This is a genomic window from Shewanella sp. SW24 (genome assembly GCF_025653395.1).
GTDB lineage: Bacteria > Pseudomonadota > Gammaproteobacteria > Enterobacterales > Shewanellaceae > Shewanella > Shewanella oncorhynchi.
Genome location: NZ_JAKKSH010000039.1, coordinates 1 through 25,074, shown reverse-complemented (window position 1 = coordinate 25,074; position 25,074 = coordinate 1). Strand labels below are relative to the sequence as shown.

Annotated in this window: 24 protein-coding genes and 1 riboswitch; of the genes, 10 read left to right on the top strand and 14 right to left on the bottom strand. The window is 44.9% G+C overall.

Annotation, left to right across the window (positions count from 1 at the left end; translation table 11 throughout):
• The first annotated feature begins 270 nt into the window (after nucleotides 1-270).
• The gene (locus L5M17_RS21135) at nucleotides 271-1,056 is read left to right on the top strand and encodes an ROK family protein (RefSeq protein WP_212600785.1); all 786 of its coding nucleotides are present in this window, start codon (nucleotides 271-273) and stop codon (nucleotides 1,054-1,056) included.
• A 349-nt stretch (nucleotides 1,057-1,405) separates the two neighbouring features.
• Nucleotides 1,406-1,494, top strand: a riboswitch (cyclic di-GMP riboswitch).
• A gap of 113 nt (nucleotides 1,495-1,607) precedes the next feature.
• The gene (locus L5M17_RS21130) at nucleotides 1,608-4,214 is read left to right on the top strand and encodes a glycosyl hydrolase family 18 protein (protein WP_263149054.1); all 2,607 of its coding nucleotides are present in this window, start codon (nucleotides 1,608-1,610) and stop codon (nucleotides 4,212-4,214) included.
• Between the two features lie 132 nt (nucleotides 4,215-4,346).
• Here L5M17_RS21130 and L5M17_RS21125 read toward each other — a convergent pair whose 3' ends face one another.
• Complete coding sequence (locus tag L5M17_RS21125) at nucleotides 4,347-4,817, bottom strand: FKBP-type peptidyl-prolyl cis-trans isomerase (protein ID WP_028761331.1); 471 nt, start codon at nucleotides 4,815-4,817, stop codon at nucleotides 4,347-4,349.
• Nucleotides 4,818-5,051: 234 nt separating this feature from the next.
• On the opposite strand from L5M17_RS21125, the gene L5M17_RS21120 reads away from it, so the two are divergent.
• Nucleotides 5,052-6,407: a short-chain fatty acid transporter gene (locus L5M17_RS21120; RefSeq protein WP_263149052.1), complete on the top strand. Its 1,356-nt coding sequence runs from the start codon at nucleotides 5,052-5,054 to the stop codon at nucleotides 6,405-6,407.
• A gap of 74 nt (nucleotides 6,408-6,481) precedes the next feature.
• On the opposite strand, the gene L5M17_RS21115 is transcribed toward L5M17_RS21120, so the two are convergent.
• The 5 genes from L5M17_RS21115 to L5M17_RS21095 all read right to left on the bottom strand — a co-directional run bounded on the left by L5M17_RS21115 (nucleotide 6,482) and on the right by L5M17_RS21095 (nucleotide 10,415).
• Nucleotides 6,482-6,949, bottom strand: a complete 468-nt coding sequence (locus L5M17_RS21115; protein WP_012587132.1) for an Sbal_3080 family lipoprotein — start codon at nucleotides 6,947-6,949, stop codon at nucleotides 6,482-6,484.
• 82 nt (nucleotides 6,950-7,031) lie between these two features.
• Nucleotides 7,032-7,553 carry a DUF1294 domain-containing protein gene (locus tag L5M17_RS21110; RefSeq protein ID WP_263149050.1) on the bottom strand — a complete coding sequence of 174 codons (522 nt, stop codon included), beginning with the start codon at nucleotides 7,551-7,553 and terminating at the stop codon, nucleotides 7,032-7,034.
• 29 nt (nucleotides 7,554-7,582) lie between these two features.
• A complete protein-coding gene (locus L5M17_RS21105) occupies nucleotides 7,583-8,788 on the bottom strand; it encodes a DUF418 domain-containing protein (protein WP_263149049.1) in 1,206 nt (401 codons plus the stop codon).
• Nucleotides 8,789-8,987: 199 nt separating this feature from the next.
• A complete protein-coding gene (locus tag L5M17_RS21100) occupies nucleotides 8,988-9,425 on the bottom strand; it encodes a nucleoside deaminase (RefSeq protein ID WP_263149046.1) in 438 nt (145 codons plus the stop codon).
• Between the two features lie 72 nt (nucleotides 9,426-9,497).
• The gene (locus tag L5M17_RS21095; protein ID WP_263149045.1) at nucleotides 9,498-10,415 is read right to left on the bottom strand and encodes a LysR family transcriptional regulator; all 918 of its coding nucleotides are present in this window, start codon (nucleotides 10,413-10,415) and stop codon (nucleotides 9,498-9,500) included.
• A 135-nt stretch (nucleotides 10,416-10,550) separates the two neighbouring features.
• Here L5M17_RS21095 and xapA point away from each other — a divergent pair, with 135 nt between their 5' ends.
• Entirely contained in the window at nucleotides 10,551-11,378 is an 828-nt protein-coding gene (xapA, locus tag L5M17_RS21090) for a xanthosine phosphorylase (RefSeq protein ID WP_028761323.1), read from the top strand.
• A gap of 211 nt (nucleotides 11,379-11,589) precedes the next feature.
• Here xapA and L5M17_RS21085 read toward each other — a convergent pair whose 3' ends face one another.
• Complete coding sequence (locus L5M17_RS21085) at nucleotides 11,590-12,090, bottom strand: hotdog fold domain-containing protein (RefSeq protein ID WP_131523620.1); 501 nt, start codon at nucleotides 12,088-12,090, stop codon at nucleotides 11,590-11,592.
• A gap of 224 nt (nucleotides 12,091-12,314) precedes the next feature.
• Between L5M17_RS21085 and L5M17_RS21080 the strand changes: the two genes are divergently transcribed.
• The gene (locus tag L5M17_RS21080; protein ID WP_198573749.1) at nucleotides 12,315-13,229 is read left to right on the top strand and encodes a DUF368 domain-containing protein; all 915 of its coding nucleotides are present in this window, start codon (nucleotides 12,315-12,317) and stop codon (nucleotides 13,227-13,229) included.
• Between the two features lie 227 nt (nucleotides 13,230-13,456).
• Nucleotides 13,457-15,031, top strand: coding sequence for a hypothetical protein (locus L5M17_RS21075; RefSeq protein WP_173497566.1), 1,575 nt, complete (start codon nucleotides 13,457-13,459; stop codon nucleotides 15,029-15,031).
• A gap of 92 nt (nucleotides 15,032-15,123) precedes the next feature.
• Here L5M17_RS21075 and L5M17_RS21070 read toward each other — a convergent pair whose 3' ends face one another.
• Genes L5M17_RS21070 through L5M17_RS21060 form a run of 3 tightly spaced genes read right to left on the bottom strand, consistent with a single transcriptional unit; the run spans nucleotide 15,124 to nucleotide 17,516 of the window.
• Nucleotides 15,124-15,783, bottom strand: a complete 660-nt coding sequence (locus L5M17_RS21070; RefSeq protein WP_113939392.1) for a transcriptional regulator — start codon at nucleotides 15,781-15,783, stop codon at nucleotides 15,124-15,126.
• A gap of 50 nt (nucleotides 15,784-15,833) precedes the next feature.
• Nucleotides 15,834-17,108 carry a serine dehydratase subunit alpha family protein gene (locus tag L5M17_RS21065; RefSeq protein ID WP_105251844.1) on the bottom strand — a complete coding sequence of 425 codons (1,275 nt, stop codon included), beginning with the start codon at nucleotides 17,106-17,108 and terminating at the stop codon, nucleotides 15,834-15,836.
• Nucleotides 17,109-17,132: 24 nt separating this feature from the next.
• Nucleotides 17,133-17,516: a RidA family protein gene (locus L5M17_RS21060; protein WP_131523623.1), complete on the bottom strand. Its 384-nt coding sequence runs from the start codon at nucleotides 17,514-17,516 to the stop codon at nucleotides 17,133-17,135.
• Between the two features lie 256 nt (nucleotides 17,517-17,772).
• Here L5M17_RS21060 and L5M17_RS21055 point away from each other — a divergent pair, with 256 nt between their 5' ends.
• Entirely contained in the window at nucleotides 17,773-19,044 is a 1,272-nt protein-coding gene (locus tag L5M17_RS21055) for an amino acid permease (protein WP_028761316.1), read from the top strand.
• A 112-nt stretch (nucleotides 19,045-19,156) separates the two neighbouring features.
• Here L5M17_RS21055 and L5M17_RS21050 read toward each other — a convergent pair whose 3' ends face one another.
• Genes L5M17_RS21050 through L5M17_RS21040 form a run of 3 tightly spaced genes read right to left on the bottom strand, consistent with a single transcriptional unit; the run spans nucleotide 19,157 to nucleotide 22,317 of the window.
• The gene (locus L5M17_RS21050; protein WP_168823013.1) at nucleotides 19,157-20,776 is read right to left on the bottom strand and encodes a methyl-accepting chemotaxis protein; all 1,620 of its coding nucleotides are present in this window, start codon (nucleotides 20,774-20,776) and stop codon (nucleotides 19,157-19,159) included.
• Between the two features lie 44 nt (nucleotides 20,777-20,820).
• A complete protein-coding gene (locus tag L5M17_RS21045; protein ID WP_105251847.1) occupies nucleotides 20,821-21,231 on the bottom strand; it encodes a phosphate ABC transporter substrate-binding protein in 411 nt (136 codons plus the stop codon).
• Between the two features lie 9 nt (nucleotides 21,232-21,240).
• Nucleotides 21,241-22,317 (bottom strand): porin, encoded by a 1,077-nt coding sequence (locus L5M17_RS21040; protein ID WP_263149040.1) that lies wholly within the window; start codon nucleotides 22,315-22,317, stop codon nucleotides 21,241-21,243.
• Between the two features lie 691 nt (nucleotides 22,318-23,008).
• On the opposite strand from L5M17_RS21040, the gene L5M17_RS21035 reads away from it, so the two are divergent.
• The 3 genes from L5M17_RS21035 to L5M17_RS21025 are packed head-to-tail and all read left to right on the top strand — an operon-like array spanning nucleotide 23,009 to nucleotide 24,766.
• Entirely contained in the window at nucleotides 23,009-24,151 is a 1,143-nt protein-coding gene (locus tag L5M17_RS21035; RefSeq protein ID WP_263149039.1) for a transglutaminase-like domain-containing protein, read from the top strand.
• A gap of 16 nt (nucleotides 24,152-24,167) precedes the next feature.
• The gene (locus tag L5M17_RS21030; RefSeq protein ID WP_317629604.1) at nucleotides 24,168-24,485 is read left to right on the top strand and encodes a hypothetical protein; all 318 of its coding nucleotides are present in this window, start codon (nucleotides 24,168-24,170) and stop codon (nucleotides 24,483-24,485) included.
• On the top strand, nucleotides 24,482-24,766 hold the full coding sequence (locus tag L5M17_RS21025; RefSeq protein ID WP_028761311.1) for a heavy-metal-associated domain-containing protein: 285 nt from the start codon (nucleotides 24,482-24,484) through the stop codon (nucleotides 24,764-24,766). The genes L5M17_RS21030 and L5M17_RS21025 overlap by 4 nt, the downstream gene beginning before the upstream one ends.
• 79 nt (nucleotides 24,767-24,845) lie before the next feature.
• Here the strand turns inward: L5M17_RS21025 and L5M17_RS21020 are convergent.
• The coding region (locus L5M17_RS21020) for a transposase (protein WP_263149036.1) at nucleotides 24,846-25,074 on the bottom strand (229 nt) is incomplete at its 5' end.

Here is a 25,074-nt window from a genome sequence, read left to right as displayed (position 1 = left end):
TGCAAGGGTAGCGAATAAAGGATTTTGTATACAATCGTGAATTTGTGCAGGTAAGACGCTTGAGGTTATGGAGTTTATTGTTAATTTATTTATGTGATTTTGAGCATGAAAAGTGAATTAAATAAAAGGTTGGTCATGTTTTAATTAGGACTTGTTCCTTAAAAATTAGCAACTTAAGTTTTATTCAATCGCTAACATTTGGACCCTATGCTAACATTTGCCATCTCTACTCGGGGTCAGAGTGGGGCACATGTATCAGTGGAGTAAGCGATGCAAATACTAACAATAGATGTGGGCGGTACCAAAGCCCTGTTCGAACTTCATCTCGCGGGACATACAGAACAATATAAAATCCCCACAGGTGAAGGTTTTAAAATTGAAGAGTTAAATAATCAAATCGCGGCGTTTGAACGTGATTATGATTTACAGCATTACCAACTAGCGATTGCCGTACCTGGACTGGTACAAAATAATCGTTTGGTTTCTTGTAAATCTTTACCTGGACTCAATGGATTGAGCTTCGATACAGTCAAAACCCAGGGTGAGCTTAAGTTTATCTGCAACGATATCGATGCGGGTATGCAAGCGACTTGTGATGCCAAATATGCCTGTGAGTTATTGGTCATGTGCGGCACTGGGATCGGTATGTCTATTGCCTTTAATGGACAAGTCTTTACGGGAGCGACGGGCGTGGCGGGGGAGTTGGGGCCTTGTCGCGTGATGACAGAATCTGGCGAGTTTAGTTTAGAGCAACTGGCCAGTGGCGATTCAGTACGCAGCCGCAAAATCTCCACTCAGGATGATTTATATCGCGCGGGCAGTTATCTCGGCATGGGATTAGCGTGGGCGGTTAATTTATTTAATCCCAATCGAATTTGGCTTGCTGGCGGTATGATGAATAGCGCTCCTTACTACAAAGGCTGTCTCGAAAGCTTAAAGCAAATGGCATTGAGCGCGCCCTTAGCTGAGATGAAAATCAATCGTGTCGATGATATGGAAACCTTGGTTTGCCGCGGTTTATCTGTGATGCTCGCAAGGGACTATCCCCGTGCATAAGGATAATAAATGCCCCGCGCATAAGGATCATCATGTTGCTCGACAATGGTTTGCGCCATGAATGTTTAGTGATTGAGTTTTAGCTGCATAAGCGACGTAAATTGTGAAATATAAAGCAGGACTTATGATGCCTTTGGCATATCGAGTCCTGTTTTTTTATTTTTAAAGTATTCAGATAATCCTCATTATCCAAAGTAAATATTAGCGATAGTTTAATTTGCATAATTCCTTTCTTATCAGATGACTAGTTCTATTTACGATTTTAGCCAATAACGCAGTTGATAATATTTTGTTGCAATTTTATTGCGCTTACGCTTATGCTGATATTTGCAATGACAACGTTGTCATTGTGTGTAAAAGGCAAACCAGTTGAAAAACTGGGACGCAAAGCCTCCGGTCTAAGGGTTCGTCTGTACCTATGATAGCGGGGATACCACAGGTTTTTCTTCGTGCAGTTGTCAGTCGTTTTGCATGGTTTTAAGAGAGTGCTGTTTCCTGTCTACGCTTTGTTTGCCTTATTGATTCATATAAAAATTCAATAGGGATATCTCATGTTCAAGACTCAAATTTCAACATCAGCCTTGCTAGTGGCATCAGCGCTGGCATCTACCATCAGTGCCAGCGTTTTTGCAGCGGCGCCCGGTAAACCGACTTTAGGTTGGGGCGAAACTAAGTTCGCTATTATTGAAGTGAATCAAGCGGCTACCGCTTACAATCAATTAGTTACGGTGAAAGATGCCGCCGATGTCTCCGTCAGTTGGAACCTTTGGAGTGGCGATGTGGGCAATAGAGCCCAAGTGTTGCTCAACGGCAATGTGGTTTGGGAAGGCCCATCTGGCGCGTCGGGAACCGCTAACTTTAAGGTGAACAAGGGCGGCCGTTATCAGATGCAAGTACAACTGTGTAACAGCGATGGTTGTACTGCGAGTGATGTTAAACAAATCCTCGTGGCTGATACCGACGGCAGCCATTTAGTGCCACTCAATGCTCCCCTAAAAGAAAACAACCGTCCCTATGCTAATAAATCAGGCAAAGTGGTGGGCGGTTACTTTGTCGAATGGGGCGTATACGGTCGTAAATTCCCGGTCGATAAGATACCTGCACAAAACTTAACCCATATTTTATATGGCTTTACCCCAATTTGTGGTGGTGATGGCATCAATGATAGCTTGAAAGAAATCGAAGGTAGTTTCGAAGCGTTGCAACGTGCCTGTAGTGGTCGTGGTGATTTTAAAGTTGCGATTCACGATCCTTGGGCAGCGATTCAAATACCGCAGGCGGGAGTGAGTGAGCATTCAGATCCTTACAAAGGTAACTTCGGTCAATTGATGGCACTTAAGCAAGCACATCCAGATTTGAAGATTTTACCTTCGGTCGGTGGTTGGACCCTCTCGGATCCCTTCTTTTTCTTCGGTGATAAAACCAAGCGCGATATCTTTGTCGCTTCGGTGAAAGAGTTTCTACAGACATGGAAATTCTTCGATGGCGTTGATATCGACTGGGAATTTCCAGGGGGGAATGGCGCTAACCCAAATTTAGGTAATGCCAATGACGGTGAAACCTATGTGACTCTGATGCGTGAACTGCGGGCGATGCTTGATGAACTAAGCGCCGAAACGGGTCGTACCTATGAGCTGACCTCAGCGATTAGCGCTGGTGACGATAAAATTCAAAAAGTCGATTATCAGGCTGCTCAGCAGTACATGGATTACATCTTCTTGATGAGTTACGACTTTAATGGTGGTTGGACTAATACTGAACTCGGCCATCAAACCAATCTGTATGAAGCGAGTTGGGATCCTAATACTCGTTACACCACAGCTAATGGCGTTAATGCGCTGTTAGGCCAAGGTGTGACCCCAGGGAAAATTGTGGTCGGTGCCGCTATGTATGGCCGCGGCTGGACAGGTGTGAATGGCTACAGTGGTAATAATCCTTTCACGGGGACGGCAACGGGCAAAGTAAAAGGTACTTGGGAAGCTGGTGTGGTGGATTATCGTCAGATAGCGAATGACTACATGGGAAGCGGTTGGACTTACAGCTATGACGAAACGGCCGAGGCGCCATCTTTGTTCAAGGCATCTACTGGCGATTTAATCACTTTCGATGATGCTCGTTCAGTTAAAGCCAAGGGGCAATATGTGCTTTCTAATCAACTTGGTGGGCTTTTTGCGTGGGAACTTGATGCCGATAATGGTGACATTCTGAATGCCATGCACGAAGGTTTAGGTCATGGTGAAGGCACCACTCCGCCAGTGAATAAAGCGCCCATTGCCAATGCTGGCGTGGATGTGAATGTCACAGGTCCCGCCGATGTGACGCTCAATGGTAGCGGTTCGCGCGATCCTGAAAACGCTGCCTTAAGCTATCTCTGGACTCAAGTCTCTGGGCCAAGTGTTGCCATCGCGAATGCAGATATGGCGAATGCGACTATTCAACTGGGAGCAACCCAAACCGATGTCGCCTATGGTTTTAGCCTTAAAGTCACGGATCCTGAAGGGTTATCTGCCACAGATTCAGTGACAGTAACCAACAAGGCTGATACGCCTAATCAAGCACCTGTAGTGACTCTGGCTCCGACTGCGACAGTTGAAGCGGGTAAAACCGTCAGTATAGTGGTGAATGCCTCCGATGCAGATGGTGATGCTTTAACCTACGCTTGGACTGTGCCCGCAGGCGTGTCGGCAACCGGGCAAAATAGTGCCACGTTAGTAGTTACTGGCCCCAATGTTACCGAAGCGACCCTCTATGGTTTGAGCGTGCTGGTTTCCGATGGTGCCTTAGATGCGAGCGCATCGACTAATCTGACCGTGACGCCAAAAGTAGTCGGCGGTGGATGCGATGCAACCGATCCCAATGCCGGTAACTATCCTGCTTGGCAAACCAGTGTGGTATACAACACGGGTAATACTGTGAGTCATAGTCAGTTGGTATGGAAAGCAAAGTATTGGACTCAGGGCAATACGCCATCTCGCACCGCAGACCAATGGCAGCTACTCAGCCAAGTTGATCTCGGTTGGGATGCGGGTGTGGTGTATAACGGCGGTCAAACTACTCGCTATAACGGTCGTGTTTGGAAGGCGAGTTACTGGACTAAAGGTGATGTACCGGGTGTTGCAGCAGTATGGGTTGATATTGGCGCGGCAACCTGCCAGTAATTATCCAAAATTTTGATATTATTGGTTAAAAAATAAAGCCCTGCGAAGATTCAGGGCTTTTTTCTTTATTAAGCGTTAGGTTTTTTTATGAATACAGCCGAATGCGTTAAGACAGACTCATTGAAGACTGATTTAATCAATCTTAAGCAGTTCCACATCAAAAATTAACACAGAACCACCACCAATCTTGCCCGTGCTACGGTTACCGTAGGCGAGTTCACTGGGAATAAAAAACCGCATTTTATCGCCAACAACCATAAGCTGTACGCCCTCAGTCCAACCTTTAATCACCCGATTAAGCGGAAATGCGATGGGTTCGCCGCGATCAACCGAACTGTCAAACACAGTACCGTCAATCAAAGTGCCATGATAATGGACTGTCACTGTATCGCTGGCTTTAGGATGAACTGTGCCATCGCCCTGAGTTAATACTTGATATTGCAAACCTGAAGCTGTGGTGATCACACCTTCTTTGGTTTTGTTTTGTGTTAAAAACTCATTGCCTAAACGGATATTTTCTTGGGCGGCTTTTTGGCCGTTCATCGAGGTAAAGAAGTAAAAAATCACCCCAGCAATCACCACAACGGCAAGTAACATTTTCATATAAAGAGCACCTTAGTTAATTTTTGCCATATTATCAGTTTTTTAGCATCAGATGCTATCGGCACTCGCGTGTGCGTTGAGCTGGATATCTGGTGCTACCAGTTCAAACCGTTAAAAACTCCCTCAAGACTTTATCCTGCTTTAGAGATCGCTTAATCTGTGGGCTTAAGACTCAATAAAAATTCAATAAAAACAAATAAGAACTAAAATTCAGATAATAAACAAGGAAAGTCTATGTTAAACAAAGCGGCAAAACCTCTGGTCAAACTCGTCGACCGATATCTACCCGATCCTTATATTTTCGTGCTTTTACTTACCTTAGTCGTATTAATTGCTGCTGTGGTTGCCGAACATAAAACCCCGCTGGAAGTCATCAATTATTGGGGTGATGGCTTTTGGACGCTGTTAAGTTTTTCGATGCAGATGCTGTTAGTGCTGGTGGCAGGATTTATGTTGGCAAGCTCGCCGCCGATTAAAAAGCTGCTCGATGCCATTGCTGGATTGGCTAAGTCGGCACCACAAGCCATTATTTTAGTGACTTTGGTGTCACTGGCCGCCAGTTGGATTAACTGGGGTTTTGGGCTAGTGGTGGGCGCGTTATTTGCCAAAGCCTTAGCTCGCAAAGTAAAAGTGGATTATCGGCTGCTGGTCGCCAGCGCCTATTCCGGCTTTGTGGTTTGGCATGGTGGGCTTGCGGGTTCGATCCCATTAACCATAGCGACGGCGGGGCATTTCTCTGAATCGCAAATCGGTATCATCCCTACCAGTGACACCATTTTCGCGAGTTATAATTTATTGTTAGTGGCAATTCTGTTTGTGGTCATGCCCTTAGTGAATCGCTTTATGTTGCCTGAAGATAAGGACAGTGTTTATGTTGACCCAAGCGCCCTTGATGACAAAGACGCCGAACTTGATTCTTCGGCGTTAGAGCTTAACCCTGCAAATATGAGCGAGCGTCAGCCTGAAAGCCGTCCTGCGGATAAGTTAGAAAATAGTCGTTTACTCGGCTGGAGCGTCGGTGGCGCTGGGCTTGTATATTTAGGTTATTACTTTTGGGTGCAGGGCGGCAGCTTAAACCTCAATTTAGTGAACTTCTTATTTTTATTCCTCGCCATACTGTTACATCAAACACCACGCAGTTTATTAACCAGTTTGAATGAGGCCATTAAGGGCGGCGCAGGTATTGTTATCCAATTTCCCTTTTATGCGGGCATTATGGCTGTGATGGTGCAATCGGGTTTAGCTCAAAGTATTTCGGAAGGTTTTGTGGCCATCGCTAGCGCCGAGAGCCTGCCATTTTGGAGCTTTATCAGTGCAGGAATTGTGAATATTTTTGTGCCATCGGGAGGTGGCCAGTGGGCGGTGCAGGCCCCGATTATGTTACCCGCTGCACAAGCTTTAGGTGCAGATGTTGCTCGGGTCGCAATGGCCGTTGCTTGGGGAGATGCGTGGACTAACTTAATTCAACCTTTCTGGGCACTGCCCGTGCTGGCGATTGCAGGCTTAAAAGCGCGGGATATTATGGGTTTTTGTTTAATGCAATTGATGATCACTGGCGTGATTATCAGTATCGTGTTGAGCTGGTTTTAAAGATAATAAACAGTGCAAAACTAAACAGGGTAATTCAATGATTACCCTGTTTTTTAGTTAAGGTTTCAATGATATTAATCGCTTGAACCATTTACTTTTTTTGTTGCTTCATCAGCGGTGATTTGACCAAATAGAGCTGACATCATATAGCTAATACGATTCGCAGCATTACCAAACTTACTCGGGTTCGCAGTATAGGGTACTTGAAACTTAACACTGCCAACTCTTTGGCCATTCTGAAATGCGTTAATTTCAGCGCTTTTTAAATATAATGCCAAGTCCCAAGTCCAATTACCTTCATATTCTAATGTGAGTTTATTTAAATCATGTTTAGAACCATCAGGCTGCACTGTGTAGGTGTAATTATTTGCTTTTAGCCATGTCTCCATTGTTTCTTGGAAGCCGTCACGTGTTTCTTTATCCTTAATAATGACTATTTCTACATTGTTAGTATTTGTTTCTATTGGTTTTGCTGTATAGCGAGGTGCGGCACAACCCGATAGTATTGCAACACCCAAAACTGCAACTAAAAATTTTTTCATAATTTAACCTTTTGTTTTTATATTAAAATAAGTTAAAGCGTTTTAGTGACAAACTTTTGATTTTCATAGAATCCATTGCTTGCTAGATAAACATATCTACGGCGCCAGTTTTTATGCCATAACCCAGCACGGCTAAGTTGGCGACAACGGTGAGCCAAAAGACGTTTCTAAATGAGGCTTTAATGGACTTGTGTCTTAACAGGTTTTGGGCAAATAGAGCGCCGGGCCAACCGCCCATGAGAGCGAGCAGATGTAATGTGCTTTCTTTAGTGCGCCATTTATTACGTTTAGCGGCGGATTTATCGATGGCATAGGCGATAAAGGTGAGCAGGCTTAGCGTGAGGTACATGCCCGCAATCCCGACTGGCAGCATATGTTGCTGCGCTGCGCCGATTAAGCCAGCAAGAAAAATCACCACCAATAACAGCGGCATAAGGCTTGAGCCTGAAGCGGCTGTATTGGATTTTTGAGTGCGGCTACTTTGGGCGCGATTGTTCTGTGTGCGACTGTTCTGAGCGCGACCGCTTTGTGCTCGACTCTTTTGCGAGCGATTGGTTTGAGGTGAAGCGCTGTTGCCCGTTTTAGTAGTTTTTTTGTTCGTCATTATCTGGTATTAATCTCGTGTCAGTGTTTTTAAGCTTGCTTGTGTTCTTGTGATGCCGTGTATTTTTTTAACACGAGGTGGCGCCACAGTTTCTCCAGCGGCCCTTGCTTGAAATAGCGTAAGTACAGGCTGGCTAACAGTAATTGCACTACTGAATAAACCAGCGCCATGGCCATGTATCCCCATCTATCTAAGCTCAATAGCAATTCGGGAGCTAAGTGTCTAAACACTAACACGCCAATGATGGATTGCAGAATATAGAGACTAAACGCGAGTTTGCCTACATTTTGCAACGAAGTCAGTATATTAGGATTATTCTGGCAAACCTTAACTATAATGTGGATGTAAATCAGCGCCATAGGAATAGCACTTAGCATGATTAACACATCTGAAAACGCAACGAGAATAGTATTTTTCGTTAAACTTAAGATGGTATCAAGCAGTGATAGCGTTACGCTTGCTAGCACTAACTTTACCAGTACCGATTTACTAAAACCTTGCTCAAAAGTCCCTTGTTGATACAAAGCCATTCCGAGCAACATCAAGCCAGCCGTAAACCACATTATGGTAAAAGGGATCACCAGTGCCATATAGCCAACTTGCATCAATTGCAGTAATAGTTGGTCGGCATAGCCAGAGGTCCATGCACTGTATTGCTCTGCAAATAGACTCGATTCTCGAGTGAAAGGTTCATCGCTGCCCGTAAGGCTAACCAGCGTAATGATAACTAAGGCGCTTAAAATAAAAATATTCGCTTTGCGCTTAAGGGCTTCAACACTTAAATCTTTGTAACACAAAGCTAAAAATCCGCTGATGCCATAGGTGAATAAAATATCACCTGACCAAATAAAAATGCCGTGGAGTAGGCCAAATACAATTAACCATTTTAAACGTGATCGCAGTAGGGAATAAGCTTCTAGGCCTTTGGCGCTAAATCGCTGATATTGAATAAAAAGCCCGACACCAAACAAGATGGAAAACAGACTGATAAAGCGTGCCTCGATGAAAAAGTTACTGAACACTTTGATAATGTGATCCGACAGCGGCTGTGTTTCATGGGGCGCATAGCCAAAAAAAGTAATGCCCATAAAATAGATATTCATAAAAAATATCCCCAACACGGCTAAGCCGCGAATAGCATCGAGGTTGGCATTACGCTGTGCGGGTATCGTCATTACAACAGGCTGCGTGGAGTCTGATCTTGACCAAGGGTCTTTAGGTAAGTTTGCTGACACGTTAGCTGAGTTCCTTTCGCTAGTAGACATGTTCCACTTTTCACTGGAATTTGGGAGGGCTAGCCTAGCAGGCGCTAGCCTCCAATGAAATACAGCCAACACAAAAAGTAAAATACAGGAAAGGTAGAAAGTGAATTAGCGCCAACGTAAAAAGTGAAATACAAAAATGCAGAAACGGATTGAGAAGACTGTCGAACCATTACTCGCCGATATCTTCGTTCCAGAGTGTGGGATTACTGGCGATAAAGTCCTGCATCAATTGTTTGCACTCGGCATTATCGACCACAGTGACATCCACGCCGCGGGATTTTACATAGGCTTCTGGCCCTTGGAAGGTAGCGTTTTCACCGACGATGACTTTTGGTATGCCATAAAGTAATACTGCGCCGCTGCACATATCGCAGGGCGATAGGGTGGAATACAAGGTCGCCCTTTGGTACTCGGCGGCGCTAAATCGGCCGGCATTTTCGAGGCAATCCATTTCGGCATGCAGTACTGAACTGCCTTTTTGTACCCGTTTATTGTGGCCGCGTCCGACGATTTTGCCATCGATCACTAATACCGAACCAATGGGGATGCCGCCCTCGGCGAGTCCTTGTTTGGCTTCTTCAATGGCTGCCGCTAAAAATTTATCCATCTTGATATCCGATATCCTTAAAATATGAACCCTGAATATTAAACTCAGCATAGCACTCGTTTGGGAGACAATCTAAATGGTTTTGATTTGTTGCTTCAATAAGTCCCTCAGGCTATCGAGAATCGGCAGAGAAGCCATTTCTGGCCGATAAATCAGGCAGATATCGGCGGGAATAGTTTGTTTTAATTTAATAAACTTTACCCTAGGCCAAGGCTGTGATGCGTAACTTTGCGGCACTATGGATACCCTGTTATCGCCAGCGATGATCGCCATTAAGCTATTGGGCTCGACCATTTCCTGTACCAGTTGCGGCATAAATCCTGCGGCCTGACAGCTGGCGATAATCAAATCGCTAGAGGCGGAGTTGGCACGGCTGAGTAAGGTAAAGGGCTCATCTTTGAGTTCACTCAAGTCGATGCTTTTACGTCTGGCTAAGGGATGTTTATTTGCCAGCGCTAACACCATAGGTTCGCTGGTGATGGTCTCGGCGATGAGGTGCGGCAGATTTAAGGTGTCGGCGTAGCGCACTAGGCCAAAATCGACTTCTTGATGCGCTAAGGCGACTTTTTGAGTTTCAGGTGATAACTCTTGAAAGATCAGCTCATTATCAGGGCATTGCTTGCGAAAGCTTTTCAGTATGTCACCAAATCCCATCCAAAAAAGCGAGCTCATGATGCCAATCCGAATATGGTTTCTATCGAGTCGCCCAAGCTGAGCCACTTGTTCCAATGAGGTATTCACCAGTTCGAATATTTGCTCGCACTTCTCTTTTAACAATTGGCCATAGGGAGTGAGCTCGACCTGACGAGTGCTGCGGGTGAATAGCTCAACGCCAAGGAGCGATTCTAACTCTTTGATTTGTGCGCTCAGCGGAGATTTCGATAAATGCAGTTGCTCGGCGGCAGCGGTAAAGTTTTTCACTTCAGCCACTCGATGGAAATACCGCAGCATCTTCAAGGTGACGAGTTCAGGTGCGTTTATCTTGCTCATCTTAGGCTCACCATTTTTTAGTTATTGTCATTTTTATCAGCACAATAGTGCGATTAATCGCGATTATTTACAACCCTAAGCCCGCTTATACTGAGGGCGTTTACTCTTTCATTCCTTTGCTATGAGGTACCTTGTATGAGCCATGATCCCGTTATTAATGCCCTTGCGACGATTCGAGCCCGTAAACCGAATTTCTCTCCCCGTGCAGCTATGATTTTGGGCTCAGGGCTTGGCGCGTTTGCCGATAATTTAGATAACAAAGTAGTGATCCCCTATGAAGAGTTAGACGGCTTTCCTGTGAGTACCGTCGTCGGCCACTCTGGAGAGCTTGTGCTCGGGAGCTTACATGGCATCGATATAGTGTGCATGAAAGGCCGCGGGCATTTTTACGAGCACCAAAGCATGAAGGTGATGACGACGCCTGTGCGTACTTTCAAACGTTTAGGGTGTGAATTGTTACTCGTGACTAACGCTGCGGGGTCATTACGGCCAGAGCGGATCGGCGTGGGATCATTAGTGATTTTCAGCGATCACATTAACACTATGCCGGGTACGCCCATGACGGGCGCAAATGATGATAACTACGGTCCACGCTTTTTTAGCCTAGCCAATGCTTATGATAAAGACCTGAGATCAGAAGCCTTAAGTGTCGCAAAAGCTGCAGGTATTGAAGTGAATCAAGGGGTCTTTGTGTCTTACTCTGGCCCGTGTTTTGAAACCGCGGCTGAAATCCGCATGATGCAAATCATCGGTGGCGATGTAGTGGGAATGTCCGTGGTGCCAGAGGTGATTTCGGCGGCGCATTGTGGTTTGCCCGTGTTGGCTGTGTGCGCTATTACCAATATGGCAGAAGGATTGGGGGACGTGCAGTTATCCCATGAACAAACCTTAAAGTGTGCCAAGCTTGCTGAAGCCGACTTTATCCGTTTAATTGAGCGTTTTACTGCAAGCCATTTTGCTTAATATTTTGCATAACTGTGCTGCTATATTGCGATAGGGCTGCGATTTTAAAAGCTCGTATCTAACAGTTCGTACCTAAACGTGAGCGAGCAAGGCGCCGCACAATTCAGTTCTCCGAATGTTTTTGCGAAATACGGCTGAAGGTTAAAAAGTAAAGGGAGCGAAGCTCCCTTTTTAAATGCTGATATTAAGTGTAAGTCTTGATTCAAAGCGTTTATTTTTGCGGTTTTTCTGAAATCCACAATTTGATATGTCCTTTCACCACAACCACTCCTTGGGTGTCGTAGGCGGTAACGGGGACCAGCATATCGCCAGGAATCCATTGCTCTGGTGTCACTTCGGCGACACATAAAATATCGCTGCCTGCTTTAGCCGTATAATCCAAACTCATGCCCTTAGGGATCCAACGTAAATGTTTTGGAATAGAGGCTTCGGCCATCACGCCCATGGCCATTTCTAGACCATTACAAATCGCAATCACATGCACAGTTTTTATATGATTATGAACGGCATGGCGTTTTTTAATTAAACAGGCGCAATGATTAAGGCGTAATTCAGTGATCAGTGGTTTGATGGTGCCGAAATAGGGCGCCATGCGTGAAACCATGATTGAAAATAGTTTTTGGCCGAAGGGATAACGGCGAGTTTTGTGGTAGAGCGCGAGCACTTTATTAGGTTTTTGTTCTGCAGTGCTAGAAGAGTCTGTCTGGCTCATGGTCATCCTTAATAATGGTGCAAAGGGGTGTTGTTATCTTGAGCCTGTTCCAAGTTGAGCTTGGATTGCTCTGGTCGGATGAGTGTAACATTAGGATAACAACAAATACCAGTCGGCTTAATTAAGTAAACTTCATTTCGCGGTTTTAAGTGTAACACCGTATAATTGCGGCCAATTTGTCGTGTAGCGGCAATGGCATGTTGATTTAACTACAAGGACTCACAGTGAAATATTTGCTGACGTATTTTAAGGGAATGGCCATGGGCGCTGCTGATGTTGTGCCTGGCGTTTCGGGCGGCACCATAGCGTTTATTACCGGTATTCTCGATACTTTGCTTGATAGTGTAAAACGCATTAATCCTTCCCTTTGGGGCGTAATCAAGTCGCAGGGCATAAAAGGGGCATTTGCCCATATTAATGGTGGCTTTTTAGTGAGTCTGCTGGCGGGGATCCTGACCAGTATTTTTACCTTTGCTAAGCTGATTTCTTGGTTGTTGGCGGTACATCCCATCCCGATCTGGTCGTTCTTTTTTGGGCTTATTCTTATCTCTGTCGTGCATATGCTTAAGCAAGTGAGTGGTTTCACTGTGGCACGTTTAGGTTTATTTGCGTTTGGTGTGCTGGCTGCATGGGCGATTACTGTACTGAATCCGGTCGCGGTAGAAGCCAGTTACATGAATATCTTTTTCGGCGGCGCGATTGCGATTTGCGCTATGGTATTGCCGGGGATTTCAGGCAGTTTCATCTTATTATTGTTAGGGTTATATCCTGTGGTCCTCGCAGCCGCTAAAAATATTCAGCTGGATATTTTGGCCTGTTTTGCTGCTGGTGCCGTGATGGGATTACTGACGTTCAGCCATTTATTGTCGGCGCTGCTGCGTAAATACCATGATGCCACTATCGTGTTTCTAACCGGATTAATGTTAGGTACCTTAGGTAAAATTTGGCCATGGAAAGAAATCTTAACTTGGCGGACCAACTCCCACGGCGAAAAAGTACCTTTGCTGGAGCAAAATATTTCCCCGCTTAATTTTGAGCAAGTAACGGGTCAGCCTTCACAACTGCTGTTCGCCATTGTGTGTATGTTAGCGGCGATTGCACTGGTTTGGGGGTTAGAGAAAGTGGGCAAAAGAGATTAGCCCTTTGTTACCTCAACATCATATCCAATAAAAGCAGCGAGATACGCTGCTTTTATTTTTTTGCTCATATGCTCATCTTACTTGAATCAGGCCAGCTTTCGACTTTAGGGCAATGTCATTTTAGCCCTGTTTTGGTTACAATCACAGTTCACATTTAGCGTACTCAGTCGACGTTATGTTCCAGTTTAAACTCAGTGAGAGTTTGCAGTTACGATAAGGATATACTTGTGGATAAAAAACAGGTCTCGTGGGGCGGTGTAGCGCTGGCGATTTTTGCTTTGGGTCATGTGGTTAACTTACTCATAGATAAACAGGATTCTGATATATCGCCCGAATTAAAACAGCAAATTTCTGACACGATCTTGGCTCACAGATCACCATCCACCGCGAATAATTCATTAACGTCCATCCCGAGCAATCTTGAGGTGGCCGACGATTCTACCAAAATCCCTATGCCTGCCCAGTTAGCCCAAGTGAGTCAAATCTACAGTAATCTCAGTGCATTTGCGGCACTCAAGCAAGACGGTACTGTGGTGGCATGGGGCGATGCTGAATGTGGTGGCGATATCAATAATGCCGCAGAGCCTCTGGTCAATGTAAAAGAGTTATATGCGGCGGAGAATACCTGTGGTTTTGCGGCCTTAACCCGTGATGACAAACTTATCCCTTGGGGGATGGGGATGAAGCAAGTGCTGACAGGCGTTCGTTCTTTTGTGTTGGCAGAAGGGCTTTATGCGGCCATCAAACAAGATGGTAGTGTAGTCAGTTGGTCTAATCTGGATTCAACACCAGCCGAACTGCTCTCGGGTCAATATGCTGCGCCTGCGATGACCAATATTGATTTTGTGTTGATTAATAAAGGTGCCTTTGCTGCTTTAAAGCTGGGGGGAGCAGTAGTGACTTGGGGCGATGCCGCTTATGGTGGCGATAGTCGCCACGTGGCCTCTGAGCTTAACCATGTTGATCTGCTCTATGCCAACAATAATGCTTTTACCGCGAGGACGGCGACGGGAAAATTAGTGTCTTGGGGCGGGGTCAGCGATGATCAAAAAGGCCGCGAACAACTGGCAAAACTCAGCCAATTAGCGCCTGCAGTGAAAGTTGTCAACACGGATCATGGGTTTGCGGCGCTGCTGGCGGATGGCAGCGTATATACCTGGGGTGAGGGCGAATTGACTGAGCATCACGTCGCGTTTCCAGCTCGTTTATCTACTACAAAACGCGCCAATAAAGTGATTGATATTTATGCAAATCGTGGCGCATTTGCCGCCTTAACCATCAGTCGTCAACTGCACGTATGGGGCAGTAAATTCAATGGTGCCGATACATCAGTCCTACAGGATAAGTTGCAAAAAGTGCACAAGGTTTATCCCTTTGAGGAGGGGTTTGTCGCGCTACGCAAGGATAATACGGCCATTGCTTGGGAAGGTTGGGACTTGGTAGACAAGCAACCACGTTATCAAGAAGTCACTCAGGTGAGCAAAGTGGTGACCTATGAGCGGGAGTTTGCCTTTTTAAAACAGGATGGCACTGTGGTTGATGGCCACTCTGGACCCAAAACTGAAATTACCCAAGCAACGGATATTTTCCCGACAGGCTTAGGGTTTACGGTTAAACGCCAAGATGGTTCGATTGCGGTGTGGATGGGAGGCGAGGCTGCGTTAACATTAGATAAACAAGCCGTTGATTTGAGCCAAATGCGCGACATTCGCAGCAATTTGCTCGATGCCATTGCCTTAATGGCCGATGGCACAGTACAGGCATGGAATATGATGGGCTTTAGCGGACAAGCTGCGCAATAACAAGCACAATCACAAGTGCAAAAACAATAAAACCAAAGGGCTAAGGTTATTTACACCTTAGCCCTTTCTATTTAGGCGAGTTTTTTCTCGCTTTAAGCTTGATTGGCTTTGATTTCCCGCAGATAGCGATAAATCGAATGCACCGAAATCCCCAATCGAGTTGCAGCTACTTGGGCACTGTCCTTGAGTTCGAAAATCCCTAACTCGTGGAGTTGATTGACGATTTCGCGACTCTTTTGTGAAGGTGAAATCGCGGGATTCGCGCGAACCTCATGGTTCACACTGTCGATAGTGCTATGGAGCGCTTCATCAATATTGCGGGCAAACACTTCGGGCGAGCTGGTAAGTTCGCTGCCAAGGAGTTGCTCTGGCATCATAGTGCGCAGAACTGATTGCAGTGGTGCATCCATGTCGCTGTTAATACACAGTAACCCTATGGGTTGATTTTTACTGTTACGGATCACAGTCGTAATTGATCTTAGCGTCTTACCATTGGCACATTTAGTCAGGTAAGAGTTGGAAATATCCTGACCGGTTTTGAGCTTGAGCAAGGCAAGGTTGGTTATTGGAGCACCCACTTCACGGCCTGTGACATGGCCATTGGCAATTTTGACCACAGACGGATGTTTCGCATCTAGGCTGTGCAATACCACTTCTGTGTGTTGACCATACATGGCAGCGATGCCATCGACGATATTTTCGATGGATTTCAGAATATCCAGATCACTTTGCGTTAAATCTTGCAGTTTCACAATTTCAACCTTTAGTTATTAACCCGCAAATATTCAGCGGGTTAAAATCATTATGCCGACATAATATCGATAATAGTGACATCTGTGGATGACATGCCATTGAGGATCATTTTGCCAATGTTTTTAATGGTTTTCTCTACATCGGTAGCAATAATACCTTGGCCTGAGACATTGTGACTACTGAGCGCCATCAAAAATGAGCGCACGGCCGCACTGGATGAAGTGCTAACCTTCATGGCGCAGGACGCTTTAGCGCCGTCACACACCATGCCAGAGCTGTCGCTGATCACGTTTTGAATCGCGAAACAGGATTGTTCGAACGAGCCACCGGCTAAATACACCATGGCCATAGAAGCGGCTGCGCTGGTGACTGTATTGCCACAAAATGCCGACAGTGGTGGATAATGGGACTTGATATAAATCGCCCCTAGATGGCTCATAATCAAGGCGCGGGCGAGTTTTTCTTCCGAAACCTTATAACATTGTGCCGTCAATACCACAGGAATAGTTGCCGCTATGCCTTGATTACCACTGCCAAGATTACTCATGGCGGGCAAGTTTGCCCCGCCCATGCGAGCATCGGATGCTGCAGCAGTTAACATGACAATTTTATTCAGTAAGTCTTCACCGATAATGCCCGCGGCTATGCCGCTTTTCATGGTGCGGCCGACTTCCAGCCCATAGGGATTCGCCATGCCTTCATCGGATAATTTGCCGTTTAGCTCAGAGGCTTCGAGAATGAATTTGATCTCTTCGAAGGGGACTTCTTGGGCGAAGCGATAAATGGACTCGATAGTGATATCCACGCCTTCACAGATGGAACCAGTGGCTTTAGCTTGCGTGCTATCGACACTGAAGACGGATTCGCCGTTGAGGCGCTTCTCGGCGATCAGTGTATGGCCGCCGCAGATTTTCACTAGGGCTTCGCGGTCGCCTTTTTTCGCGATGACACAACAATAGATAAATTCTGCTGTTTCGGTGCGCTCGACCGTCACTTTGCCCGCATCAATAAGGGCCTGTGCTCTGGCGACTTGTTCTGGCGTGATCACGGCCAATACTTCTAAGCCTGCATCAGGATTACCCGCAATGGCGCCTGCTGCAGCGGCAATTGCCAGACCGATTTTGCCTGTGCCAGGCACAAACACGCCCATAGAGTTTTTATAAAGATTGTCAGACACTTGTACTGCTATTGAATCGGGTTCAACACCCAGCAAGGCGCGGGCGACGGCGGCGGCGTAAGCGGCGGCGATGGGCTCTGTGCAGCCTAATGCGGGCTTAACCACTTGTTTAATGATTTGAATATACTGCTGCCATTGGGGTTTCATGAGCTTACAACCTTATGTTAATACTTAGATTTTAACGTGTGCTATCGCTTCAACTTCTACTTTAACGCCCAGCGGAAGGTCCTTCACTGCAAAACAGCTACGAGCTGGGCAGTCGGTTTTAAAATAGGTTTTATACACTTCGTTAAAGGCGGCAAAGTCACTGATCTCTGCAAGATAACAAGTGGTTTTAAGAACCGTTTCTAAGCTGCCACCACCCGCTTCGAGCACGTATTTGAGATTCTCTAATGATTGAATCGATTGCTCAGTAATCCCACCGTCAACTACGCTGCCTTTCTTTTTACAAACAGGGAGTTGGCCAGAGGTAAAAATGAGGTTGCCATAGGCTGTGCCATGGGAATAAGGGCCAATGGCCGCGGGAGCACGTTCTGCGTGAATAATGGTTTTCATTGTCTCTCCAACTTGCAAATAAAATTGAATGCCTAGGTCGGCGTATGTGCAACATTATTTGTATTTTTATGTTTTATTGCAATTATTTTTTAATGAATTTCATTTGTCACTGCGGTTTGTGCGCTATTTATCTCGTTTTCAGTCAAGTTGTGAGCTTTAACTCTTTGTTCAACAAAAGTTGAGTATTTTGATTGCTGAGTTTTTTTTGTTCAAATATATTTGCACAAAATAATACCAACTAGGTAAAGGTGAAATGATGGATGCAACAATTACTGCTGCACAGTGGAAAGCAGATACCCGCTTCGATAGTACGGATTGGGGCTGGATTATCATGAGTATAGGAATGGCGATTGGCGCGGGGATCGTATTCTTGCCTGTGCAGGTCGGTTTGATGGGGTTATGGGTTTTCTTACTGTCTGGCATTATTGGCTATCCTGCCATGTATATGTTCCAACGGTTGTTTATCAATACCTTAGCAGAATCTCCAGAATGTAAGGATTACCCGAGTGTGATTTCGGGTTACTTAGGTAAAAACTGGGGTATGTTGTTGGGTGGTTTGTATTTCATCATGCTGGTCATTTGGGTGTTCGTTTATTCAACGGCCATTACAAACGACAGTGCTTCATTTTTGCAAAGTTTTGGGGTCACTAAAGCGTTATTGTCAGAAAATCCTTTCTATGGTTTAGCCTTGATCTGCGGCTTAGTTGCTTTAGCCTCCCGCGGTGAGAATCTTTTGTTTAAGATCTCTACTTTTATGGTACTGACTAAGTTGGGCGTTGTCGCCGTGCTAGGGTTATTGATGGTGGATAAATGGGATATCAATAATATCGGCGCTATCCCAGCCACGGGAGATTGGTTAAAAGATGCGGTCGTTATGCTGCCCTTTACGCTAACATCGATTCTGTTTATTCAAAGTTTAAGCCCTATGGTGATTTCATACCGTTCGCGGGAAAAATCCCTTGCGGTAGCGCGCTTTAAAGCGATGCGCGCAATGAATATTGCCTTTGGAGTCTTGTTTGTCGTGGTGTTTTTCTATGCAGTGTCATTCACGCTGGCAATGGGTCATGATCAAGCCGTGCGTGCATCGGAAGAAAATATCTCGGCTCTTGCTATGGTTGCCCAAGGTATGCAGGGACAAACACTGAAATTGCTGAGTTTAACCTTGAATATTTTTGCGGTGATGACGGCTTACTTTGGCGTATATCTTGGTTTTAGGGAAGCTTGCCAAGGATTGACCATGAACATGCTGCGCCGTTATATGCCTGAAGATCGTATCAACAAAAAGCTTGTGGGTTACGGCATTATGATTTTTACCATTCTATTATCTTGGGGCGCGATTGTGTTGAATGCGCCAGTGCTGAGCTTTACGTCGATTTGTAGTCCAATTTTTGGTTTAGTCGGTTGTTTGATCCCCGCTTATTTAGTGTACCAAGTACCTGCATTACATAAGTACAAGGGCGTGTCGCTGTATATCATTATTATCACAGGCTTATTGCTGTGCGTATCCCCCTTCTTAGCGTTTAGTTAACACGGATAAAGTGGTACAAAAAGATAAGCTTTAAGGAATTAAAAACCGGTATTAAGTGTAAACTCAATACCGGTTTTCTATGTTGAGCAATCATTTCGATAATGCTCTATGGTCAAAGTTTGAATTGAGATGTGGCGTTTTTCAGTTCATCGGCAAAATCGACTAATCCCTCAGAAACATTGCGAACCTGCGACAGAATTTGCAATGTCTGTTCAAATGAAGCATTCATATTGACGACGTTATCGACCACTTGAGAAGCAACCGAGGCTTGCTCTTCCGTTGCCGAGGCAATGTGAGTATTCATACTATTGATACTGACAATCTGCTGTTGAATTGATTTCAGTGCACTCCCTGTATTTTGAGCATTGGTTTCATTTTCCGATGACTTCGACATCGCCACATTCATGGTATTGACCGAGGAAATGGCCGCCGTTTTAAGGTTTTGTAACACATGGCGAATTTCAGTGGTTGCATCGGCTGTTTTAGAGGCAAGGGCGCGGACCTCATCAGCGACTACGGCAAAGCCTCGTCCTTGCTCACCCGCGCGGGCGGCTTCGATGGCGGCATTAAGTGCCAACAGGTTGGTTTGCTCGGCAATAGAGGTAATCACATTTAAGATAGAGGTGACATTTTCAGTATCTCTAGCGAGCTCGTTGATCGAGTTAGAAGCCGCCTGAATTCCTGTATTTAATTGCTGTGAAATATCGATTGTGCGCTGAACGACTGTCATACCTTGCATCGCTTCTTTCTCCGCGACCTGTGCTGCACTGGCGGCTTGGCGGGCATTTTGCGAGATTTCGATGACAGAGTGACGCATGTCTTCCATTGAGACTTGTACTGCGCTGGCATCATGGCTTTGCCGCTGGGTGGCATGCGTCGCATCTTCCATGCGCTGTTTGAGTGAGCGCGAGCTATCAAGTAAGGGATCGGTAACATTCACCACCCTTCGAATAGAATCTCCGAGCAAGCGAAGAAATCGATTGAAGTTACTTGATACTTGGCCGAGTTCATCGCTACCAGATACTTTGAGCTGATGACTAAGATCGCCTTTGCCATCGGCCAGCTCACTCAGTGACTGGGCGACATTACGCGCAGATGAGCTGATAGCGCGTGCTATGGCAATAGTGACAATCAACATCACGATCAGCAAAGCGATGCCGATGGAGAGGGTGAGCCACAAACTTTGCGCAGATCTGTCGCCAGCTTCTTTTATCGATTGTTTAAATTCGAGTACTTTGCTTTGTTTGTAATCTTGTATTTCATTAAGTACAGCTTCATAGGCTTGGGATTTTTCTTGGCTGATCTGGCCAATGTTTGCCATATCAATCGTACCCGCCAACATGCCTTTAGCCAGCTTAATCGTCATGTCGTTATAGCGGGTTAATTTAGCGGATAGATTGCTGAGTTTATTGGCTTGTGAGGGATCGACACTATCTAATTGTTGTAGGTTTTTACGTAAAGATTCATACATAGTACCTGCATTTGTTAACAGGTCTTCGTCGGCAAAAGAAACCGATTGAGTATAAAGTTCATCGAGTCGTTGGATAAAAAACACGTTTTGATTGGCGAGTTCAACTCTTTGGTAAACTTGCTGCTCCATATAATTAAGTGTGGTGCGATTTTTATTTATGGAGATGACACTAATGCTTAAGTTTAAAGCGAAAATGATGACTGCTAAAATAAATATCGCGATAACTTTTTTAAAAATAGAAATATCATTAAAGAAATTCATCCCTTGCCCCCAAGTTGTGCCGAGCTTGAGCTCGGCACTCCAATCTAAAACTCGGCAATAACTTTTACCGAATCATTGGCCTCACTACTATCAATATAGCCAATAATATTGGGGTTCGATGCAACTAATTTTATCATCTCCGCCCCACTAGTGACTTCCTTGGGTGGCGTTCCTTTGCCTGTAAATACTTTTTGTGACCAATATGACTTAAGTTGGCTGGATGACTTGCCCAGCACTTTAGTATCAAAGGTTTCCCTTAAGGGCATAGCACTGTCAAGATTGACCGGCACGGCTTGCGCTCCACCAGGAAAGGTCTTTGTTTTCCCTAGAAAAATATTTTCAATAACCTTTTGGTCGACAGTGTCTGCATTACTGGGATGAACGATGACAACCACACCCGCAAATAGTGGCATTGAGACTAAGCTGAGTAGGATTAAGCAAAGTAACTTATTCATTTCTCTCTCCTAAAATACTAAGTCAATGCCAAGACTGATGGATTTCGAATCCCCTGCGACTTTCATACCTGGGCCACCATTATCTTTAACGTCATCATACTGAATTTTAAAGGCCGCCGAAGGATGGAAATCCCAACGTATACCTGCAGAACTTGTATGGTGAACTTCACCGCCTTCACCATCATTGAAGTCCGAATAGGAAATGTAAGGCATCACTGAATCGATACGATAGCCGAACGAGAGAAGATAAGTATCTAGATTACTCCCATCGAGATCTAAGCGGTTAAGCTCAGATAAAAAAAGGAAATTCTCATAATCTATATTAACGGATAGGCCATAAAACTTACCCGTACGTTGGTTGCTACCATTCCATTCCTGCTGAATACCACCAATATAACGTTCGTTAGTGTATTGCATATGCGTGAGGCGAATATCTAACCAATCTTTATTGAATTGAACAACAATACCGCCTATATCCTTCCATACTTCTCGGGTATTTTTGAGGAAGAAAAAATCAGATAAAAGCTTATTAGGTTCGCTATCTTCGCTACCGTAATAGACTTGTCCAGACATAGTCCAGTCGCCAATTAAATAGTTATATAAGGCGCTGACACCTGTGTAGTTAAATATTTGCCATGTGTAATTATCTGCGGGTGGACGTATCCAAGGATAAGCATATCCAACATCAAAAAAGTCACTGTAATAGTAGAGCGGTAAGCGTTTTTTACCTCCTTGTACTGTCCAATGATCATTGATCTCATAGGACAGATAAGCCCATTCAAAACTTGCCGAAAAGTCATCAGCCCCACGGGAAACAACCTGTGCAGTGGCAGATAAACCTTCGAGCAAATCCGCTGAGAATTGAATACCAAATAAGGTATCGGGTTTGAAACTAATATCTTCATCATAGGCGCCAACGAGTGGATAGTCGGCGAGAAAGGTGGGTCCTAAATCAAACTCTGCAACGCCCGAACCCTCGAGAACTTGACCAGCAACAACTGAGGCAAAACCTGAAATGTTGACTTCTGCATAAGCGGTGGAGCTGAGCAAAAGTGAGCAAAGACCTAATGAAAGCTTATGTTTCATAAAAAAGCCCTTTAAGTGAGTATATTCGTTTTTAAGCCTAGAACAGGTACAAACATACGCAAACTTTTATTAAACATTTTTGCAACATGGTGGTCTGGCTCCCATTTTGAAAGATAAGTTTGATATTTTATGAGTAAAAAGCGTTAGGTAATTCGAGCTAACTTAAGTCAAAACTGTAAGTTCAATATTCTAAATTTGGAATGATTACTCAGCCATACCATTAAACTGTTCAGGTGAGACTGTGATCTCCCTGAAAACTGTTTCGAAAATTTGCCAAAGAATATTACTGATTTTGCTAAATGAGAGACTCAAAGCTTGAGTGAAAAGTGGTGAGATAATTATCTTTATTAATAATATTAGCTAAGGCTAAATATGGTTATTATTTAGCCTTTAGATTATAAAAATAACGCAATGGATACTTTTTTATTAAACTAAAATTGGGCTTTTTACATAAAAATGCTCTAAATCTATCATTGATTATGCTTGTTAAGTCAACGTCGATATTTATTCCATTTTCATGTGTATGCCAGCGCTGTAGCATATTTTACTGAGTCTTTTTCTCCGATGTCGTGGTTTTATACTGTATGGTTAGCGGCTTGATTGCTGCACAGTGCTATAGCACCTATAATCTTGCTCTCTTATGTTGAGTTTCTCTTCTTCCTAAACATGATCCAATAAAAGGAATGTCATAATGCAAAGACGCAATTTTTTAAAAAGTGCGGCTATTTTGTCGACTGCGGGTTTTATCACGCCAGTACTGGCATCTTCCTCTAAATCGAGTGTCGTTGAACATAGCTCATGCGATGGACGCCGCCGTTTTACCTTAATCAATACTTACCATCTTATTGCCCCAGAAGGGTCAGAGGGTGTGGTTAAGTTGTGGATCCCTTTGCCCGAAGACACGCAATTCCAATTGGTGAGTCAGCTGAATTTTATGGGCAGTTTTAAAGACGCCTATATCAGTTCAAACAACAGTTATGGTGCTAAAACCCTGTTTGCAACTTGGCCTGATGCCAAAGCGAACATGACAATAACGGTTGAGCTTGATATTGAAACGATAGATTGGGAACCCGTTAAAAGCGGCACCTTAACCCATTACCGCACCCCAGAGCAGATACATTATCCTGCAGATGTTGAACGTTATTTGCTGCCGACTAAACACATGCCGATTAATGGTATTGTGAAGCAAACAGCAGATAAGATAGTTGGCAGCGAGACTGAATCACTGAAGCAAGCACGACTGATTTATCTTTGGGTTAGCGCTAATATGTTCCGCGATAATAGCGTGATTGGCTGTGGTACGGGTGATGTAGCAAGTATCCTCGAAAGTGGCAAGTTAGGCGGTAAGTGTACCGATATTAACTCAGTATTTGTGGCGTTAATGCGCGCAGTGGGGATCCCTGCCCGTGAGATGTTTGGGATTCGCTTAGGTCAGGCGATCAAGATGGGCGAATACTCTAAAAAGGCCTTTGGTAGTGCCGATGACAAAGGGGTTGCCGATGTCAGTGGTGGTCAACATTGTCGCGCTATGTTCTATTTAGCGGGTTATGGTTGGTTGCCAGCCGATCCTGCCGATGTGACAAAAATGCGTTTGACGGAGAAAAAAGAACACAACGATCCCGCAGTTCAGGCCGTGAATGATTACCTCTTTGGCAATTGGGAAATGAACTGGGTTGGCTTTAACTATGGCCGCGACTTTGATTTATTCCCTACAGCCGAACAGACACCACTGAATAATTTTGGCTACCCGTATGCCGAAGTTGATGGCGATCCCGTGAACTATTATGAGCCTAAAGTGTTTGCCTATGACTACCAGTCAACCGAACAACGCTAAGGGACTCTTAGCGACTATGGTCGCCGCAGTGGTTGCTGCGGTTGCTTCAAGCCTATGCTGTATTGCACCGCTTATTTATCTGGTGTTCGGGGTGTCGGCCGCAAGTCTGTCGGGGATTGAGCAACTGAGCTGGCTGCAAGTGCCCATGTTGATACTGTCGTCTGGGCTGATTCTGATGGGATTTTGGCGGCTCTATTTTGCTAAAAAGCCACTGTGTACAGCGACGTTGAGTCGTACTCAGATGCTGTGGCTGTACTGGTTAACTGTACCTGTTGTGCTGGCATTTCAGTCATATCCTTTTGTATTACCTTGGTTATTAGAGGTGCTTGAATGAAGTTAGTGTTATTTCTCGCCTTAAGTCTGTGTTCAGCGTCGAGCTGGGCGGCAAACGTGTTGGTCACCTTAGATGTTAAGGGCATGACTTGTCCGCTGTGTGTCACTGTCGTGAATAAAGCGCTGCGTAAAACCGATGGGGTGATTAAGGCCAAGGCTTCGTTAAAAACAGAGCAAGCCTTAGTGACAGTGCCAGAGGATTTTAATCTAGATAGTTTGCTTAAGGCCGTCGACGAAACTGGGTATAAGGGCAGTATTAATAAGGTAGAAAAACAATCCTAAGCGTTGGTGTCTTTAGTAACGGATTGAGCAACATTATAAAATATCAGTCTAGGGCCTGTTGATCTTTGCTGTTCATAATTTAGCCAACCCACATTGGCAGCCATATAAGGCAGCAAGCCAAGGCCAGTGTACTTGCATAATTCCGGGCTAATTTATCATACCTTGTTGCTACTGAGCGGTAATGTTTTAGCCTGGCAAACACGTTCTCAACCAGATGGCGATATTTGTACAGACACCAGTCAATATCGCCATTACCAATCTTCGAATTACGCTTGCGCGGTATGTTAGGGACTGTTAGGGACGCCCTT

Excerpts from the sequence above, each read along its gene's own strand:
- L5M17_RS21040 (WP_263149040.1), bottom strand. The coding sequence starts at position 22,317 with ATGAAACATAAGCTTTCATTAGGTCTTTGCTCACTTTTGCTCAGCTCC.
- L5M17_RS21050 (WP_168823013.1), bottom strand. The coding sequence starts at position 20,776 with ATGAATTTCTTTAATGATATTTCTATTTTTAAAAAAGTTATCGCGATA.
- L5M17_RS21060 (WP_131523623.1), bottom strand. The coding sequence starts at position 17,516 with ATGAAAACCATTATTCACGCAGAACGTGCTCCCGCGGCCATTGGCCCT.
- L5M17_RS21045 (WP_105251847.1), bottom strand. The coding sequence starts at position 21,231 with ATGAATAAGTTACTTTGCTTAATCCTACTCAGCTTAGTCTCAATGCCA.
- L5M17_RS21125 (WP_028761331.1), bottom strand. The coding sequence starts at position 4,817 with ATGAAAATGTTACTTGCCGTTGTGGTGATTGCTGGGGTGATTTTTTAC.
- L5M17_RS21100 (WP_263149046.1), bottom strand. The coding sequence starts at position 9,425 with ATGGATAAATTTTTAGCGGCAGCCATTGAAGAAGCCAAACAAGGACTC.
- L5M17_RS21025 (WP_028761311.1), top strand. The coding sequence starts at position 24,482 with ATGAAGTTAGTGTTATTTCTCGCCTTAAGTCTGTGTTCAGCGTCGAGC.
- L5M17_RS21035 (WP_263149039.1), top strand. The coding sequence starts at position 23,009 with ATGCAAAGACGCAATTTTTTAAAAAGTGCGGCTATTTTGTCGACTGCG.
- L5M17_RS21120 (WP_263149052.1), top strand. The coding sequence starts at position 5,052 with ATGTTAAACAAAGCGGCAAAACCTCTGGTCAAACTCGTCGACCGATAT.
- L5M17_RS21110 (WP_263149050.1), bottom strand. The coding sequence starts at position 7,553 with ATGACGAACAAAAAAACTACTAAAACGGGCAACAGCGCTTCACCTCAA.
- L5M17_RS21095 (WP_263149045.1), bottom strand. The coding sequence starts at position 10,415 with ATGAGCAAGATAAACGCACCTGAACTCGTCACCTTGAAGATGCTGCGG.
- xapA (WP_028761323.1), top strand. The coding sequence starts at position 10,551 with ATGAGCCATGATCCCGTTATTAATGCCCTTGCGACGATTCGAGCCCGT.
- L5M17_RS21055 (WP_028761316.1), top strand. The coding sequence starts at position 17,773 with ATGGATGCAACAATTACTGCTGCACAGTGGAAAGCAGATACCCGCTTC.
- L5M17_RS21135 (WP_212600785.1), top strand. The coding sequence starts at position 271 with ATGCAAATACTAACAATAGATGTGGGCGGTACCAAAGCCCTGTTCGAA.
- L5M17_RS21130 (WP_263149054.1), top strand. The coding sequence starts at position 1,608 with ATGTTCAAGACTCAAATTTCAACATCAGCCTTGCTAGTGGCATCAGCG.
- L5M17_RS21065 (WP_105251844.1), bottom strand. The coding sequence starts at position 17,108 with ATGAAACCCCAATGGCAGCAGTATATTCAAATCATTAAACAAGTGGTT.
- L5M17_RS21030 (WP_317629604.1), top strand. The coding sequence starts at position 24,168 with ATGGTCGCCGCAGTGGTTGCTGCGGTTGCTTCAAGCCTATGCTGTATT.
- L5M17_RS21115 (WP_012587132.1), bottom strand. The coding sequence starts at position 6,949 with ATGAAAAAATTTTTAGTTGCAGTTTTGGGTGTTGCAATACTATCGGGT.
- L5M17_RS21085 (WP_131523620.1), bottom strand. The coding sequence starts at position 12,090 with ATGAGCCAGACAGACTCTTCTAGCACTGCAGAACAAAAACCTAATAAA.